The organism is Ruegeria sp. B10 (genome assembly GCF_056539825.1).
Map to the genome: position 1 here is coordinate 60261 of NZ_JBQFVP010000006.1, position 16883 is coordinate 77143.

Sequence of the window (16883 nt, forward strand, 5' to 3'; positions counted from 1 at the left end):
TCGATCTCGTATGATCTTCTTTTTAGATCATTATACTGAGAAATCGATATTATCAATTGCCCCTCATGGCAGCTACTTCAGGTTCACACCCAAGAAAGGAGCCTGAAATGAAACTCTATTACAAACCCGGCGCCTGCTCGCTTGCCAGCCACATCATGCTGTACGAGGTCGGCGCCGAATTCGAGATCGAAGCGGTTGACACCAATGCCGGATTGACCGCCAGCGGAAGCGACTATCGCGACATCAACCCCAACGGCTATGTGCCTTCGCTGACGATCACTGGCGACGAAACCCTGAGTGAAGGCGTCGCCATTCTTCAGTACATCGCAGACAACAACGCAGAGCGCGCCTTTGCCCCCGAACCTGGTAGTGTTGCGCGCGCAAGAGTGCAACAGCATCTCAACTATGCCGCTGCCGAACTGCACAAATCGTGGGGCCCGCTCTTTGCCGGCAATGCGACCGCAGCAGAGCAGCAAGCCGCCGAAGAAAAAGTTCGTTCGAAATTCGACTATCTTGAAACGGTTTTTTCCGATGGCAGGGCATTCCTTGTGAACGAAACCTTTTCGGTTGCGGATGCCTATACGTTTGTTCTGGTAAACTGGGCGAACTTCAAATCCATTGACCTGTCGGGCTGGCCGCATCTTGCAGCCTATGTCGCGCGGATTGCCGAACGTCCGGCTGTAAAATCGGCGTTTGCCGCGGAAGGGCTAGTATGATGGTACAGTCGAAACATCCCGAAATCCAAGAGCTGATGAAGCGTTACTTTGACGGTCTCTATCACTCTGACAGCAACGTGCTGAGGACCGTTTTCCACAAAGACCTTGCTTATGTGAACGGCACCTCGGGCACCTACGAATTCATGGGGTTGGAGGCCTATATGCACAGGATCGACGGGCGCACCCCGCCCGCCTCGCGCGGCGACCCCCGACAAGAGGTGATCGAACGGGTCGCGCTCAAAGGCGATCGCATCGGTATTGTCGAGGCTCGAATGACCATGATGGGGCGCAACTACCAGGATCTTCTGACACTGATTAATACAGGCGACGGCTGGCGCGTTCTGACTAAGGTCTTCTCGTTTGTCGAGCGAAAGGAGTAATCCGATGCCTTACGTAAACATCAAGGTAACACAGGAAGGCGGCCCCGAAGGTAAAGGCCCGTCTGCAGAAGAAAAGGCGCTGCTTATCTCGGGTGTCACCGATCTGCTTCAGAGGGTTTTGAACAAAAATCCCACAACGACCTTTGTGGTGATTGACGAAGTCCCGCTTGAAAACTGGGGTATGAAAGGCCGTTCGGTCCGCTATATCCGCGCCAAGACGCGCTGAACCCTCTTCGATACCTAAAACCAAAACTGTCGGTGCGCCTGATGGCGCACCGGTTCAGAGGAAACGTCTTAGAGACACCCCAAGCGTTCCTACCTGCGCCAAGGCAGGCTGGCCTATCGACCGGCTGGTGCAGGGCTGACGCCAGAGGGTTTTTCAGCTTTCACACTCAATTGGCGGAACCGGTTATGAACCCGAACCTTACTCAAACTGACATGCTGAAAGGGTACCTCTGGATGGCCCTGGCCGTTGTGATCTGGGCCGGCTGGCTGGTCCTGACCTCATCGGGGCGCACGACAAGCTTGTCTGTCGTTGACCTTGCCGGGCTGCGTGCGTTTTTTCCTGCCATTCTGCTTGCCCCCGTCTTGTGGGCCCGCCGGCATGAGGTCGCCCGGCTTGGAGTCACACGCTGCCTGCTTCTGTCCGCGTATGGTGCCCCGTTCACCCTAAGCGTCGGGCTGGGACTGGGCAAAGCGCCGGTTGCTCATGCTGGCGCATTGGTTCCCGGCCTGATGCCTCTATTGGCCGCTGCAATCTGCGCTGTTTTCTTTGGTGCACCCGTTCAACGGCGTCAGATCATCGGCTATTTGCTGATCTTGATTGCCACATTGTCTGTATTCGTCCTTGCAGGTAGGCCATTCGCGGGCCCGAACATTTTCGCCGGTCACGTACTGTTTTTGATCGGCGCCTGTTGCTGGGCCTGTTTCGCCGCAACATCCAAAACCTTCGACATCCCGCCGTTTCTGGCAACCGCTATTGTCGGTGGCCTCGCCCAACCTTCTGAAGCATGAAGACGACATGCAGGAGATGATCCGGGGGCAGCGGTTCTTTCGCCGGGCATTCACTTCGGGCCCGCTTGCTCAAAGGGTTCGCGAAATCGTCATTCCTACAGCGGACGACGACCAGACGCTACGAGCACATTGCAAGCGATTCATGAAAACCAACTATCACCCGGCGGGCACAGCCAAAATGGGCGGGGACGGCGACGAAAGGGCCGTTCTGGACGCCAGGATGCGCGTACGCGGGATCGAGAGCTTGCGGGTGTGCGACATGTCCGCCGTGCCCGATATAAACGCAGGCAACACAAACGCACCTGCCATGATGCTGGGCGAGAGATGCGCCGACCTGATCCTTGGCATCGGATCCGCCCGCGAGAAATTGTCCTAGAGCCCATTTGTATTTAAAGTCAAACGCTTGAAGCTAAGCTTGTGTTAAAGTCTCTGGCTCAATGAAAAAAGCAGCGCCCGAACGCATTCTAAGAATCAGATCGACCAGATCGCAGCGTTGATCCGAAAGTTCGGGTTCACAAACCCGGTTCTGGTTGATGGCAACGACGGCATTGTTGCCGGGCATGTCCGCTAAGTGGCGGACAGCAGACCCAACTTTGCAAAACGCTAAAGTCCGCCATGCAGGATTAAGCAGCCCTGTGAAAGCTGATGCTCAGTGTCAGCTTTTGACTAACCACCCACCTTGGCTGACGGTGACTGTGGGTCATATAGCACTTCGACCAAATGGTCTATAAAGGCCCTGAGTTTTGCGGGCATGTAATTGCGGTGCACAAAAACCGCAAACACAGGTTGCTCTTCTGTCTTATAGCTTGGCAAAAGCCTTAGGAGTTGACCTTGCGCCAGCATGTCTTGCACGAGATAGTCACCGATCAATCCCATGACGTGCCCTGATTTCACGGCATTTATCGCTGCATTTGGCGAGTTCACCACAAATGTATCCGGCATCCTAAATTCGACAAGCTTGCCGCCGCTGCTCAACCGATTTACCACGCCCCAGTTGCCAGTCATCTGCTTCACGGTGGGACGGTCCGCTATATCCTCCAAATCCTCTGGTGCGCCATACCGTTCGACAAACTCAGGCATCGCGACAAAAATTAACTTTTGTGAGAATAGTAACCGCGACTTCAACTCCGAGATTTTCAGTCCCTCGCTACCTCCGACCCTTATTGCGAGGTCAACATTCTCCTGGATTAGGTCGGTGTGACGGTTTTCGAGACGCAGGTCGATTGTCACATCAGGGTACTTGGCCAGAAATCCCGGAATGGCGGGAGCAATCATTTCCTGTCCGAAGGCGACGACGCTACTAACGACTAGGTGTCCGCGTGGGGCCGAACGACGATCTTTGATTTCAGCGCTGATGGCGTCGAGCTCGTCAACCAGATTACAGGCGCGATTTAAGAATTCATCGCCCTCTTCGGTCAGGCTAATCTGGCGCGTTGAGCGTAGAAACAGTCGCACGCCTAGGTAATCTTCCAGTTCAGAAACAAGACGACTTACACTAGGGGTGGAAATGTTTAAGCGTCGTCCTGCGGCCGCAAAGCCACCTTGCCGTGCCACTTCACGGCTAACCTTGATCGCATCGAGCTTGTTCATTTCACTAACCGTTTTGAATTATGAAACAGTCCATTGCATTTTTAGTGGATTACGAAAATTTTTGAAAGACAGGAGGATGTAAGTAGAACCGATAATTCAAACACAAGAGCACGCTATGGTATTCGATCTGAACACTTATCTTTCTGAGATACGCCAGCAAACTCCCCCCAGAAACCGCTTTGAGGTTGCTCAGGATGCATACCTTGCCAACCGTCGACGCACCCTGGTGCTTGAAGCCAAAACGGCACGCCAGCACAAGCGCAAACAAACAACTATGTTCCTTCGGAGCAGAATTGCACTGATTTTGAATGCTTTCGCAATAAAGCTGCAATGCACCGCCGAACGGTTGCATTCGAAGCACGTTTGAGCCATGTCCCAATCAGCCAACGGCTGCAGCTGATATCCCTTGTCACCGCGACGGCGGACATTGGTGCAATGCGCCGCGTTTGCCGCTTTGGGCTCGATGCGGACATTCTTTGCGGCAAGCATGGTTGGCTGGTCGCAGCCCAAAGCAGACCTTCAATTCCAAGCAAGGTGACTTCCGAGATGCGGACTTTGCAGCCATCCGCATGGTGCTGTCAGACGAATTCGAACCAGTCTCAGTTTCCCGCGGATAGCGTGAACCTATCCGGAACAAAGTTGACGCCACTCGGCGAGAGCGGCGGTGCGTGTCAACTTGAAGGTATCTCTGCTGGCGAGCGATCTTTCCTGGTTGAAGTGGTTGTAGACGGAGGAATGGACGGCGGCGAATTTCTGCAAACTTCGCATGCGCCTAAACCGTTGCATCGCGCGTTCGCGTCGTCGGAAAGGAAGGTGTGAATTCTCAACTCGGTTGTTGAGCCACCTGCCCGTCTGCTGTTTTTTGGCAGTACCAAGCTCTCTGAAAGCGGCCCGATACGATGCGAAGCGATCCGTGACGACGGTTTCCGCTTTGCCGTGTCGCTTCATCAATTTCCTGAGAAATTTCAGTGCTGCAGCTTTGTTTCGGCGTTTGGTGACAACGGCTTCCAGCACCTCGCCTTCGTGATCAACAGCCCGCCAAAGATAATGCCGTTTGCCATTCACCTTCACGAAAACCTCGTCCACATGCCACTTCCATTTGGAGTATGCTCTCAATTGCTGAACCCGCTTCCGCCTCATTTCAGAAGCAAACATCGGGCCAAACCTGTTCCACCAATATCGAACGGTTTCGTGACTCACATCGATGCCTCGCTCGTGCAGCAGATCTTCCACATTTCGAAGCGAGAGAGGGAAACGGATGTACAGCATCACCGCAAGGCGGATGATCTCGGGGCTGGTTTTAAAGTATTTGAAAGAGGCAGGTCTGTTCATGGGCAAAAGCTACGCAACACCCCTGCCCGCCTCAAGCAAAGTTCTTCTGACAAAACCTAATGAACGTCTACGACTCCAAAGCGGTAACGTGTACCATCGAGTTCGAATCCTAGTTCATATCGGGCTGCAACTGTTGAGATATCAACAAGCTCAAAAGCGCCTTCAATGAGCGTGAGAAAGTCTCCCGGCAGTCTTTTTGAACCTATTTCAAGTGAAAACCGATACAAAGCCCCCCCACCAACATTCTCCACGCTGGATACCTCCAGACTTCCGAATTTAAGAATCCCGTTTTCCACAACCACAGAGACTCTCTTTCTCAAAAGCCGCGCGTTTTCGTAGACTACGACCTCAACTTCCTCAATCGCCAAGACAATGGGCAAAATTCTTAGGGCAGGTGGCCGGTTTTGTTCCAGCGCAATCTCGCTTTCCTTCACTTTCTGGTATGCCGAATTTGCCGATAGTTTTTTGTTTTCCTCACATGTGCTGTCGTTTATGAGCGCCATCAAAAGCTCAAGACTTCTTGGTTTCAATTCTCGAAACTCGCTGTCTCCTTTCGCGCTGGAAATCCCTCGAGAATCCAGCAGGATGTCAATGCAATCAGAAACCATTGCAGTTAATTGAACCAATAATTCAGCGACCTGCTCCTCTACATCAGGTATCGTGGGAGCCCCAATATCCGTTGCGTAGTGAATTTTTTCGTTAATTTCTCCGGGCTTCGGTGAGGCACGCACAACTGAGATGTCTAGCTTTTCAAGAGCCAAAGACTTTCGGATGCTCTGAAATATCCGTTCACCTTCCAGCCGCTTTCTTTCTAACGCGCTGATTCTAAGAAGTATTTCTTCCATCGCCGACCCAAAGACACAGTTTTAGTTCGCGCAATCGTTTTATCTGAGTTCTTCCAAATGACAACGTTGCACTCAAAACATGAAGTCAATTTAGCCTGAAGGAACGGCATCGGGTATGTCCAATTTGTGCCGAAAAATTGACTGCTAGCGCGGATTGAAAAATCACAAAATTCGGGAACGTTGTAGCTTGGAGATGAACCCAATCGGGTTAGCAAGACTTGAATTCACAACGCCACAAGGATTCACAATAGACATAGAATTTACAGTCACCTGTTCCCAAGCGTCATTCTGCCCGCTGTTATTTGGTTTAGTTTTGGATCAATTTTTTTACTTCTGGTTTCGAATTGGTTTAGTGTAGCATTTTGTCGCAGACTCTTGAAACTTGTCTGCGGTGAACAAGCACGGTCGGAAACCAAGCAAGGTTGGGAACATGGAAGAGCAACTAGCAGAACTGGCGGCCAAGGTCGCGGAACTGGAAGCATCGACTTCTGTAACGAACACGATGTTTGCAGAAACCTACTATTACCTCACGATACCATTGATGGTCATCATCCATGCAGGGTTTTTGGCATATGAGATGGGCGCATCGCGCCAAAAGAACGTGCTTGCTTCGGGAATAAAAAACATTCTCGCCTTTGCGTTCATGATGCCCACCTTCTACTTCTTCGGGTGGTGGGTCTACTGGGGCTTCCCAACCGGGATCACTTTCTCCGAAGGTGCCATGGGGATCTCAGGCGCCACATACGCGTCGTTCGCTTGGCCATGGTCCGATAGTGCTGGCCCCAACCTAGACGATCAGTCAACCGGTGTGTTCTGGGGCGCATTCGCTTTGTTCGCGGCAACCACAGCATCGATTTTCTCGGGCGCGGTTATCGAACGGATCCAAGTCGTGGGATTTGTAATCCTTGCAGTCGTCCTGGGCTCTTTCGCGTGGGTTGTCGCTGCGGCTTGGGGCTGGCACGCAGACGGTTGGTTGGTCACCCAATGGGGTGTACACGACTTTGGCGCGGCAGGGTTGGTTCACGCAGTGGCAGGTTTCTTTGCTCTTGGTGTGCTCATCAACCTCGGTCCGAGAATTGGCAAATTCAATAAGGATGGAACGGCCAACCATATCGGCGGTCACAACATGCCGTTCACAGTTACTGGCCTGATGCTGATCATCGTTGGCTTCTGGGGATTCTTGATGGCCTGCGTAATCGTTCCAGGCGAGGCCTGGAGTTGGTATGCTGATAAAGCCACTACCATCTATGGCACGCCGATGACACTGAGCTCGCTGGCTTTCAACATTTTGATGGGCATGTCAGGCGGAATCATTGGTGCATGGGCAATCGCTAGGGACCCGTTCTTCATGATGTCAGGCGCCCTCGCAGGCATCATCGCAACCGCCTCAGGCTTAGACGTATATGACCCATCACTGGCGTTTGTGATGGGCTTTGCTGGCGGTGCTCTGCTTAAGCCTTGCTATACATGGCTTGAGAACCGGGGCATCGACGACGCTGTCGGAGCGGTGACCGTTCACGGCACCATTGGCCTGTTCGGTCTCATCATGTTTGGCATCTGGGGTGCAGGACTGCCTGCAATTCAAGGAGACGACGTCGCGACCGTTTCGCTGCTTGGCCAAATAGTCGGCGCCGTGGTCTTTTTCCTCGTGGGTTTCGTGCCCGGGTACGTCATCAGTTGGGTACTCAACAAAATGGGGATGCTGCGCGTCACTGAGGAAGCCGAGATAGCGGGCCTCGACCTAACGAAAGTGCCAATGCAGGCGTACCCCGAAGGTATTACACCTTCGGCCAACCCTGCCGAGTAATGTTTACAATAGGGAGACGAAGTAATGGGATTTAGCCTAGCAAACGTGGATGAAATGAGCGGTCCGATCTTTATGGGTGCTGGAGGTTCCACACCGATGCTCTGGTTCGTACTTGCGGTTCTAATTTGCTTGTTTGCCTTGTGGAGCGGGCAAAAGCACGAACACGATGCTTACAAAAGACTAAAGGAATAAACGCAACCTTGCTAAACGGAGGGCCGCACGAAGTGTGCGGCCCTTTCTGATTGGGAATCAATGGATCGAACTCTTCCCTTTCTTGACGTCAAGAAGCCGGGGTTTTCCACAAGATCTCCGGAAGTACATACCGCGCGTGAAGCATCCTGGTGCGCTGAAACGCCGTTCGGCTATGCAGTTCTTCGGCACCGCGAAGCCGGTATGATTTTGCGAGACCGTAGGTTCCGTCAAGGCAGCCACGCTTGGCCAGAAACGGTTGGGCTTGAAGGCAGTTTTGCAGAGTTCTGGAAACGCAGTATCATCTCGCTGGAGGGTGAAGACCACGCCGCGTTACGGAAAATCGCCCAGAATGCTCTTGCAAAGGAACATATCCTCGCACTGGAGCCCACATTCACCAAAATCGCTGAAACACTATGTGAATCCCTACGGGGATCAGGTCCTTTTGAAATAATTGATCGCTTCACCGAGCCGTTCGCGGGACAGGCTATTACGGCGCTTCTGGGACTACCGATGCATATGTCTGAACGACTTGCGGCAGATGCAACGTGTCTTGGGCTTGCGATGGGCCCTGAAGCAGTCCGCTACCAAACTGAGGTTAACGCATCGGTAGATCGGTTAACGGAACAGGCAATCAGATTAATCGATGCACCCCCGCGCGACAGTTTTGTAGCTCGCCTGATGTCAGAAGAATACGAAGATCGTCAGGCATTAGTTGATCTGACCGTAATTTCCATCTTTGGCGGTGTGGATACTACCCGCGCCCAATTGGCATTCGCAGCGCATCTGTTCTCGCTGTATCCAGAGCAGTGGGCCTGGCTACGGAACAATCCGAAAGCGGTTTCAGACGCAATCGACGAGATAATCAGGATGCGCCCTACAACGACTTGGGCGACCCGCGAAGCCTTGGAGGATGTCACTATTGGTGATGTCTCAATTCGTTCGGGTGAAACCGTTCACATTTTAGTACATGCTTCTGCGACTGACCCGAGAACTGGTCACAATGGCCAATTCGATGTTCGCGTCCGTCGAAAGTCGCATTTTGGTTTTGGAGGGGGCGCGCACCACTGTCTTGGACACTTGGTCGCAAGAACAGACATGATGGCGGCGCTGAACGTCTGGTTGCGTCACTGGGAAACTATTGAACTTGCGGAAGAACCGGTTTTTTTGCCTGACAGCGGCAACACCAGCCCGCTACGGATGTCCGTCTTACCCACCTGGGCGAATTAGCGGTATGCGTTTCTGTCCTCACTTCGATCTACCCAGTGACGGTACCACAGATCAACTGGACGCAAGAAATGAGGCGGACCACCACGATGGAACCAACGCGAAGAAAGACTCGTTTGTGAAAATGCTGTTTCACCGTCTAGCGCGCCCACGGCGCGTAGGGCTGCCTTGCGACCCAGCCATGGGGCCAAAACAGTTCCGCCGCCGGAGTATCCCATAGCATAATGAATACCGTTTCGCTCGCCGACATGTGGTAACTGGCCAAAGGAAAAACCCGTGTTGCCGGTCCAGACATGGGATAATCGAACTCCCCGTAGTTTAGGCCATATCTCAATCATTTTCCTGTGCAGACGGCGCGCGGCCGTAGAAAGGTCGATATCCACCAATGCTGCGCGACCACCAAACAAAAAACGGGATCCGTCAGATGACACCCGGAAGTAGCAGTGGTGTCTTCTTGTTTCTACCATCATGCGGCGACCGGGTGCTAGCGCCTGTATTATCTCAGGCGCCAACGCTTCTGTTGCTATGATAAAACTCGGCACTGGAAAGACACGACGGTTGAACCATTTGAACTGCCAACCTGTATAGCCATTGGTTGCGAGGATAATTTTGTCGACGGAGATGCTCCCTTGCGGTGTTGAAACCCGCCAAGTTGCTCCTGCCTTTTGAATATCTACCGCCGGGCAATTCGAAAGGACAGGAACGCCCCGGCGGGATGCAGCACTCAACAAACCGAGCAGATACTTCGCAGGATGCAACGCGCCGTGTGTTGGGAACAGGATCGCTCCCTTATAGAGCGGCGTCACTATATTGCTCGGCAACTCATCGCGGCTCAGAATCATACACGGCCCACCGCCTTTTTCCGAAACCTGCTTAGCCAACCTTTGTTGCGCCGCGAACTGGCCCGAAGTGTAGGCCAATTGAATGCGCCCGCATTCTTCGTAGTCACAACTAATTTGCTCTTTATTTAACAGGTCTTTGACCCACCTCAGCGCATCTGAAGCCTCCGAGAACAGAGCGTCAGCGACCAGCGGGCCATAGCGTTTTGCCAACGTGTCCCAGCCGACACGCGGGTGGGCTCCTAGCATACCTCCGTTTCGGGTCGAAGCACCCTGTCCTGGCTGACCGCTGTCTATGACCAAAACCCGGGCGCCTGCATCATGCGCCGCAATGGCCGCAGACAATCCAGTGTATCCGGCACCAATTACAAGAACATCCGTTTTCTTTGGTAGCCTGCCTTCAGGAGAGGGCCACGCCACACCATCCCACCAATAAGGACGCCCCGGAACAGCATCCTGTGTGAACAGGTTCAACCGTAGTTACCTTTCACCCGCTCTTTTTCGGGGTCGAAATGAGGGAACGTTACAACACGAGCCTTCAATCGCTTTTGCTGGCCGTCAAGCTGGCCGATTTGGATTTCGGTTCCGATCTCGGAATGTGCAGTTGCAACTCGGCCAAGTGCGATCACCTTTCCAAGTACCGGCGACTTAACGGCAGAGGTGATTTCGCCGACTTGCGCCTTGCCAATCCGAACGCAATCGCCGGGCGAGGGCACCGTCCCTCCTTCGATCTCAAATCCGACAAGTTTTCGGTGCGGATGCGCTTTGCGCTCTTCCAATGCAGCGCGACCAATAAAGTCATCTTCCTTTGACTTCAGTGGCACTGTAAAGCCGATACCGGCTTCAAACGGGTCAGTCGTGTCGTCAAATTCGCTTCCTGCGAAAATGAGTCCTGCTTCGATCCGCATCATGTCCAGCGCAGCCAGGCCCAACGGCGCGAGATCATATTCCCGACCGGCTTCCCAGACAGCGTCGAACACCTCGACCGCATCCTTTGGATGGCAGAAAATTTCGTAGCCCAACTCACCTGAATAACCGGTTCTGGAAATCACAACCGCAGTTCCGGAGTAGTCGCCAATGCGTGCGATTGTCATGCGGAACCAGGGCAGTTCCTCTACGGATGGTTGGGTTGGCGGCGTCCAAAAGACTTTCGTAAGTATGTCCCGGGAATGGCGCCCCTGCACAGCAATGTTGTGAAGCTGATCTGTTGATGGCCGCACCCAGGCGTTCAGACCCCGCTTGGCGGCCTGTTCCTTGAGCCACAACCCACTTGTGTCGTTGCCCCCTATCCAACGGAAATTGTTGTCCCCCAAACGATAGATCGTTCCATCGTCAATCATCCCGCCGTGCTTGTAGCACATGGCGGTGTAACTGACCTGCCCGACACTAATTTTCTTGACGTTCCGCGTAACGCAGGCCTGCATCAGCTCTTCTGCGTCTGGCCCCGTCACTTCGTATTTCCGCAGTGGCGACAGATCCATGACAGCTGCTTTTTCACGCACTGCCCAATACTCTGCAATGCTTCCAAGCTTGGGGATCGTGTTTGCAAGCCAGTAACCATTATATTCTACGAAGTCTGCGGTGTGGCGTGCAAAGCACTCATGGAACGCGGTTTTCTTTGTCTCTTCCACATCCGCCTCCGCAGATTTTCTATAGCCAACGGATCTCTTGAAATCCTCGGTGGCTCTGTATGTGCGGACCTGGATATCCGTCGGGTTCCATCCATTTGCCGGATCGACATCGCATGGGCACGCGGTGCTTACGCAAACCAGATCAGACAATGCTCTGAGCAACACAAAATCGCCGGGCCGCGACCAGGGATCGTCCATCCCTATCGCGTTTGTATCGTCGAGCATCGTGTTGAAGAAGAAATTGATCGCTGGCCAGCCTCCGCGCGGCCGAATGTTGAATCTGGCCAGATCCGCGTTCATGTTGTCCGAGCAATTGATATGCCCTGGGTAGCCGAGATCCTCATAGTAGCGAGCGGTACAAGCGAGACCAAACGTGTCGTGACGTCCGCAGGTGTCCTGTACGATCTCAACCAGCGGCTCCTGATCAACGGACCAGTATTTCGAGAAAATTCCCGGGTTGGGGTAGAGGCTTCCCATTAAGCTACGGGTTGTGGTCGGGTCTATCTCGCGCTCAAGGCCGTTGTCGAGCGCACGCAACGAAAAGGCCTGAAAGTCAGAACATTCCCTGCCCTTCACGTCCAAAATTTGGATGTACTCACCTTTTTTGACTTCGTAGGCCGACGCGTGCCCTGGTTGGATGTTAAGGTCCTGCAAGGGATCGGCCAGCGGATCGGGTGGTCCGACCGTTTCTTTGGCCTGTTTTGGGTCGGCTCGGCGGATGTACAAGACAAGTTCGGTCGTTGCGTTCTGGGCCTCTGGGCTCATCGGCTTGCCCGGAGCTGCGCAGATCAATAAACCATCGCATTCCGCGGTAAAGCTTGTCGTATCCCCGGGCTTTGATCCTTCGGAAAAAACACTTACCGCATCCCCAGTTTCAATGTTGAACCCTGATGCTGCCAGCGCTTTGAGCACATTTGCACCGGAGCGTGAACCATTTGCCAGCGTTTCAATCGTTGAGGTGGGCCGTCCCTTGCCGATGGCCCCAAGCATCGCCGCATCCGAAGTTCGGTCGGGTGCAAAAAACACCAGTTCTCCTTGCTGGAGACCTTCTTTGTCGACGATGCTAATCTCGTCGCCGCGAAAGACCGGAACCGCTCGTGATCCGCCTCCTGGAACAGGATGTCGCTCAACACCATGTGGCAATATCGGGAGACCCGGTGAGACAATCCCACGTCTTTCCCAAGGATGCTCGATAAACTCTGGCTTGTTCATATCATCACCCGAGCCCCAGTACTTTTTTGCGCCTCTCGGCCCACGCCATGACAGCCAGATCAAATGTCAGTGCCATAAACGCAACGTTCATCCCCAGTACGATGTTCTTACCAAGCTCAGTGCCTGCCAGCGTCCGCTGCAATTCCTGACCTAGGTCCTGGGTCCCAATGAAGGCGGCAATGATCACCATGAAGAAGGCGAACATTATTGCCTGATTAAATCCTACTGCCATAGTCGGCAGGGCCATTGGCAACTGAACCGTCCATAGCTTCTGCCGACGTGTCGCGCCGGACATATCAGCCGCTTCGGTTATTTCCCGCGGAACTGTGCGCAACCCTTCAATCGTGTATCGCGTTAGCGGAACAGTAGTGAAGATTACGATCGCAAACACAACCGCAACGTCATTAACGCCGAACAGCATAATAGCTGGGATAAGGTATATGAAACTGGGGAATGTCTGCGCAGTATCACAAGCCAGCAAGATACGGTTTGACCACTTTGCGGACCGCGCAGCAAATATACCCAGGGGGATGCCGATCAACATTGAAATTATGACGGCAGAGATCACCGTATAGAGCGTGATAACGGAACGGTCCCACCAGCCCGAAAGCGCGACAAGTGTAAAGAAAACGAACCCATAAATAGCGGGCCGCTTGCCACCAAGCCAATACGCCAGCGCAGTAATCAGCAAAATGAACGCGGGCGTTGGAATCCAAAGCAGCGAGTTTCGGAATGGTATCAGAACTTTGACATTTAAGAACCAGCGCAACCATTCAGTCACGGCATTCACGGCATCTATTGCCAAAAAACCCTTAATTAAAGCGTCAATCTCTTTTCCTTTAGAGAATGATTGACGTCGGCCGATTTCGGCAAAGACATCAACGAATTGCGCGATAATACAGAACACGGAAAAGACGGCTAGACCGACCAAGAAATAAGCATGTTGCTTCCACCAAGGGGTACCTTTCTCAAAGTGCTCCGGTTGTTTGACAACCCACGCCTTTGACAATCGATCGAGCATTATTGCAAACAAAACGATGGTCACACCGATCTCAAAAGAACGGCCGAGTTTAAAGCTGCCCATCATGGCCAGCAATTTTGCTCCAAGGCCTGGCATTCCAATAAAGGCCGTCAGTACAACCATTGCGAGACACAGCATGATAACTTGGTTCACACCGACCAATATCTCGGTGCGTGCCGCAGGCAAATAAACACGCGTTAACATCTGCCATCGCGTGCAGCCAGACATCTTACCCGCCTCGACAACTTCTGAACTGACTTTTTTCAGGCCCAACGTGGTCATCAATATCATAGGTGGGATAGCATAGATGATGGTGGCAACCGCCCCTGCTGTTGGACCAACTTTAAAGAAGATCACCGCTGGCAACAGATAGGTAAAAAACGGAAGTGTCTGAAGCACGCTCAGGATCGGCTTGATCGCGGTATCCACCCAACCGTACTTCCAAGCAGCAATACCCAACAAAAGCCCAAGCAAAAATGCGATCGGAGCCGCGACGACCAATACAGACATGGTCTGCATTGCAATGTCCCATTGGCCGATGAGCGCAGTCCACACAAACGTCCCCCCCGCCAAAGCGGCAAGCCTCCAGCCGCCGAGGTAGTAGCCAAGTACCGCCGCCGCAGCTGCAATTGCCGTCCATGGGATCGGCCCCAGCATGGGCCAGCGGCGTTTTCCATAAAGCAGGTTTGCAGTTGCATCCAAAAGGAACTCAAGTGGTCCCTCCGCGATGAATCTGGTCACATAGATAAGGCCCAAATCATTCTGAACAAAGGCGAAAACAGCGTCCAGTGCCTCTGCAGTTGGCGGGATCATCGCCTCTGGAATCCGCTGTAACCAAGGTGGCAGCACGCCGAATGCATGCGCCATGATAAAAACCAGTGCAGTACCAATCAATGCCAACAAAACCGGATCTCGACGGCCACCATCGTAGGCGCTTGCGCCGACTTCGGAGGCGTGCGTGACGGCCATCAACCAGCCCCCAACAAAAGATCGAGTGCTTCTGAGCGCTGCATTACGCCAACAACTTTTCCAGAATTGTCCGCCACCGGAATCTCTTCGCGGGTTTCGTTAACCAATTGTCGCGCCAGATCCTGAATTGTGGCCTTCGAATCAACCGGTTCGCCTTCCAGTGCATGACCATTTATCGGTCGCGACAAGCCGCGGGCATGAACAACACGCGCTTTGTCGATATCCTCAGTGAATTTCCGGACATATTCGGTTGCGGGGTTCATAACGATCGCGTCTGGCGTATCACATTGTTCGATCGCGCCGTCTTTCATAATTGCGATCCGGTCCGCCAACCGAAGCGCTTCGTCGAAATCGTGGGTAATGAAAACGATCGTCTTACCCAGCATCTCCTGCAAACGCAGAAACTCGTCCTGCATTTCTCGGCGGATCAGAGGATCGAGTGCCGAGAAAGGTTCATCCAAAAACCAGATGTCCGGCTCAATTGCCAGAGATCTAGCAATACCAACACGCTGTTGCTGCCCACCCGACAGTTCGCGCGGGAAATAATCTTCGCGCCCTTCAAGGCCGACCAAGCGCACGACTTCCAAGGCACGTTCGCGCCGCGTGTGTTTGTCTTGCCCACGCATCTCCAATGGAAACGCAACATTTTCCAGAACCGTTCGATGCGGCAACAGGCCAAAGGACTGAAACACCATTCCCATTTTGGACCGGCGCAATTCAATCAGGTCTTTTTCCGCCAATGACATAATGTCCTGACCTTCGACCTCGATGGTGCCGCCAGTAATGTCGTGCAACCTGGAGAAACAACGAACCAGAGTTGACTTCCCGGACCCGGAAAGCCCCATGATAACAAGCATTTCACCTTGACCGACATCTACAGAAACATCTTTGACCCCAGCAATATATCCGTCGGCTCTAATATCGTCGAAACCATGACTCTCCGGCATTGATCGCAGGTACTTTTCTGGTTGAGCCCCAAAAAGCTTCCAAACATTTCTGGCCGAGATTACCGGTGCCATGCCATTCCCCTGTCGTCCGGTCACCTGCCCCCCATGGTCTCGCGGGACAGGTGTGTTTGTCAAATCAGCTAAATATCAGCCCGAACATTCCTGAACCCACGGATCAACAACGTCACGGTTTGCTACAAGCCATTCGACCGCGGCCTCATCAGGTTCCAACTCATCAGTATCCACCAACTTCGCCATTTCAGCGATCTGAGGGTTGGTGAAAGATATCTTTGTCAGCACGCAATACGCTGTTGGCCACTTGTCTTTCATACCATCCCAAGCCGCCTTTTTAAGATAGCCGGTGGCCGGATTACCGCAGTCATAGAGGGCGTCCGGGTTTGGGCCTACTGCAGGATCGGTGTCACAGCCGTCTTCCCAAGCAGGAAACTCAACGAATTCACCTGGCCAGACAGCCTCGGCAAAGTTTGGTGTCCAATTGAACACAACAACGGGTTTCTTTTCAGCCTCTGCAGCACCGATTTCGGCCCAGAGTGCCGCAGCAGAACCCGCGTTCACAACGACAAAGTCCATACCCAGCGCCTCGACCCGCTCCTGCCCGTGTTTCAACCAATCGACCGGGCCATCAAGGTAACGTCCTTTGTCGCCTGTCTCAGCAGTCGCAAACACTGCAGCGCAGTCGTTCAAAGCTTCCCAATCCGGTAATCCGGGGCAAGCGTCCTTGGTCCACATTGGATACCACCAGTCTTCGCGCGTTACGGCGTCATGGTCACCGGCGTCATGCAGTCCTCCTTTGGAAAGCGCCTCGCGGAAAGAAGCGCCGAATGCACCTTCCCAGACTTCAAGCTCTAACGCGACGTCGCCCAGGCGGACCGACTCGTACACAGCCTGACTGTCGGTAGTGACGTACTCAACGTTCAGGTCCATTTCTTCGAACATCTGACCAACGACATTCGACATCACAATTTGGCTGGACCAATTGTGGATCGGGATTACGATCGGATCTTCGCTGTCGGCTGCATGCGCTGCAGCACCCGATATTGCAACCGCACTTGCAGAGGCCAATAAAGTCAGTCTTTTCATTTTCATTCTCCCAGTTGTTTCGGCGATGCCGCTACGCCCGTTCAGGGCGAGGGTATACTCGCC

17 protein-coding genes are annotated in these 16883 nt (G+C 53.2%); 8 read left to right on the forward strand and 9 right to left on the reverse strand.

What is annotated here, in order from left to right:
* Positions 1 to 107: 107 nt before the first annotated feature.
* The 5 genes from gstA to ACR0J4_RS09785 all read left to right on the forward strand — a co-directional run bounded on the left by gstA (position 108) and on the right by ACR0J4_RS09785 (position 2486).
* Positions 108 to 716 carry a glutathione transferase GstA gene (gene gstA, locus ACR0J4_RS09765; RefSeq protein ID WP_170642917.1) on the forward strand — a complete coding sequence of 203 codons (609 nt, stop codon included), beginning with the start codon at positions 108 to 110 and terminating at the stop codon, positions 714 to 716.
* A complete protein-coding gene (locus ACR0J4_RS09770; RefSeq protein ID WP_170380846.1) occupies positions 716 to 1096 on the forward strand; it encodes a nuclear transport factor 2 family protein in 381 nt (126 codons plus the stop codon). Before gstA ends, ACR0J4_RS09770 begins: the two co-directional genes overlap by 1 nt.
* A gap of 4 nt (positions 1097 to 1100) precedes the next feature.
* Positions 1101 to 1322, forward strand: coding sequence for a tautomerase family protein (locus tag ACR0J4_RS09775; RefSeq protein WP_170642918.1), 222 nt, complete (start codon positions 1101 to 1103; stop codon positions 1320 to 1322).
* 185 nt (positions 1323 to 1507) lie between these two features.
* Positions 1508 to 2110, forward strand: a complete 603-nt coding sequence (locus tag ACR0J4_RS09780) for a DMT family transporter (protein WP_170642919.1) — start codon at positions 1508 to 1510, stop codon at positions 2108 to 2110.
* Between the two features lie 16 nt (positions 2111 to 2126).
* The gene (locus ACR0J4_RS09785) at positions 2127 to 2486 is read left to right on the forward strand and encodes a GMC oxidoreductase (protein WP_480668526.1); all 360 of its coding nucleotides are present in this window, start codon (positions 2127 to 2129) and stop codon (positions 2484 to 2486) included.
* A gap of 33 nt (positions 2487 to 2519) precedes the next feature.
* Here ACR0J4_RS09785 and ACR0J4_RS09790 read toward each other — a convergent pair whose 3' ends face one another.
* Together ACR0J4_RS09790 and ACR0J4_RS09795 are read right to left on the reverse strand one after the other, a co-directional pair.
* A complete protein-coding gene (locus ACR0J4_RS09790) occupies positions 2520 to 2672 on the reverse strand; it encodes a hypothetical protein (RefSeq protein WP_480668453.1) in 153 nt (50 codons plus the stop codon).
* Between the two features lie 104 nt (positions 2673 to 2776).
* On the reverse strand, positions 2777 to 3700 hold the full coding sequence (locus ACR0J4_RS09795; RefSeq protein ID WP_170642921.1) for a LysR family transcriptional regulator: 924 nt from the start codon (positions 3698 to 3700) through the stop codon (positions 2777 to 2779).
* 115 nt (positions 3701 to 3815) lie between these two features.
* Here ACR0J4_RS09795 and ACR0J4_RS09800 point away from each other — a divergent pair, with 115 nt between their 5' ends.
* A complete protein-coding gene (locus tag ACR0J4_RS09800) occupies positions 3816 to 4067 on the forward strand; it encodes a hypothetical protein (protein ID WP_170642922.1) in 252 nt (83 codons plus the stop codon).
* 257 nt (positions 4068 to 4324) lie between these two features.
* Here the strand turns inward: ACR0J4_RS09800 and ACR0J4_RS09805 are convergent, their stop codons facing one another.
* Positions 4325 to 5032, reverse strand: a complete 708-nt coding sequence (locus ACR0J4_RS09805) for an IS6 family transposase (protein WP_170642923.1) — start codon at positions 5030 to 5032, stop codon at positions 4325 to 4327.
* A gap of 56 nt (positions 5033 to 5088) precedes the next feature.
* Complete coding sequence (locus ACR0J4_RS09810) at positions 5089 to 5877, reverse strand: hypothetical protein (protein WP_170642924.1); 789 nt, start codon at positions 5875 to 5877, stop codon at positions 5089 to 5091.
* A gap of 430 nt (positions 5878 to 6307) precedes the next feature.
* Between ACR0J4_RS09810 and ACR0J4_RS09815 the strand changes: the two genes are divergently transcribed.
* Positions 6308 to 7684 carry an ammonium transporter family protein gene (locus tag ACR0J4_RS09815; RefSeq protein ID WP_170375263.1) on the forward strand — a complete coding sequence of 459 codons (1377 nt, stop codon included), beginning with the start codon at positions 6308 to 6310 and terminating at the stop codon, positions 7682 to 7684.
* A 252-nt stretch (positions 7685 to 7936) separates the two neighbouring features.
* The gene (locus ACR0J4_RS09820) at positions 7937 to 9103 is read left to right on the forward strand and encodes a cytochrome P450 (protein WP_170642925.1); all 1167 of its coding nucleotides are present in this window, start codon (positions 7937 to 7939) and stop codon (positions 9101 to 9103) included.
* Here ACR0J4_RS09820 and ACR0J4_RS09825 read toward each other — a convergent pair.
* The 5 genes from ACR0J4_RS09825 to ACR0J4_RS09845 all read right to left on the reverse strand — a co-directional run bounded on the left by ACR0J4_RS09825 (position 9100) and on the right by ACR0J4_RS09845 (position 16820).
* Positions 9100 to 10413 carry an NAD(P)/FAD-dependent oxidoreductase gene (locus ACR0J4_RS09825; protein ID WP_170642926.1) on the reverse strand — a complete coding sequence of 438 codons (1314 nt, stop codon included), beginning with the start codon at positions 10411 to 10413 and terminating at the stop codon, positions 9100 to 9102. The genes ACR0J4_RS09820 and ACR0J4_RS09825 overlap by 4 nt on opposite strands.
* A complete protein-coding gene (locus ACR0J4_RS09830) occupies positions 10410 to 12782 on the reverse strand; it encodes a trimethylamine N-oxide demethylase (RefSeq protein WP_170642927.1) in 2373 nt (790 codons plus the stop codon). The genes ACR0J4_RS09825 and ACR0J4_RS09830 overlap by 4 nt, the downstream gene beginning before the upstream one ends.
* A gap of 4 nt (positions 12783 to 12786) precedes the next feature.
* Positions 12787 to 14772, reverse strand: a complete 1986-nt coding sequence (locus ACR0J4_RS09835) for an ABC transporter permease subunit (RefSeq protein WP_170642928.1) — start codon at positions 14770 to 14772, stop codon at positions 12787 to 12789.
* Positions 14772 to 15791 carry a betaine/proline/choline family ABC transporter ATP-binding protein gene (locus ACR0J4_RS09840; protein ID WP_170642929.1) on the reverse strand — a complete coding sequence of 340 codons (1020 nt, stop codon included), beginning with the start codon at positions 15789 to 15791 and terminating at the stop codon, positions 14772 to 14774. Before ACR0J4_RS09840 ends, ACR0J4_RS09835 begins: the two co-directional genes overlap by 1 nt.
* A gap of 75 nt (positions 15792 to 15866) precedes the next feature.
* Positions 15867 to 16820 carry an ABC transporter substrate-binding protein gene (locus ACR0J4_RS09845; RefSeq protein WP_170642930.1) on the reverse strand — a complete coding sequence of 318 codons (954 nt, stop codon included), beginning with the start codon at positions 16818 to 16820 and terminating at the stop codon, positions 15867 to 15869.
* Between the last annotated feature and the right edge of the window lie 63 nt (positions 16821 to 16883).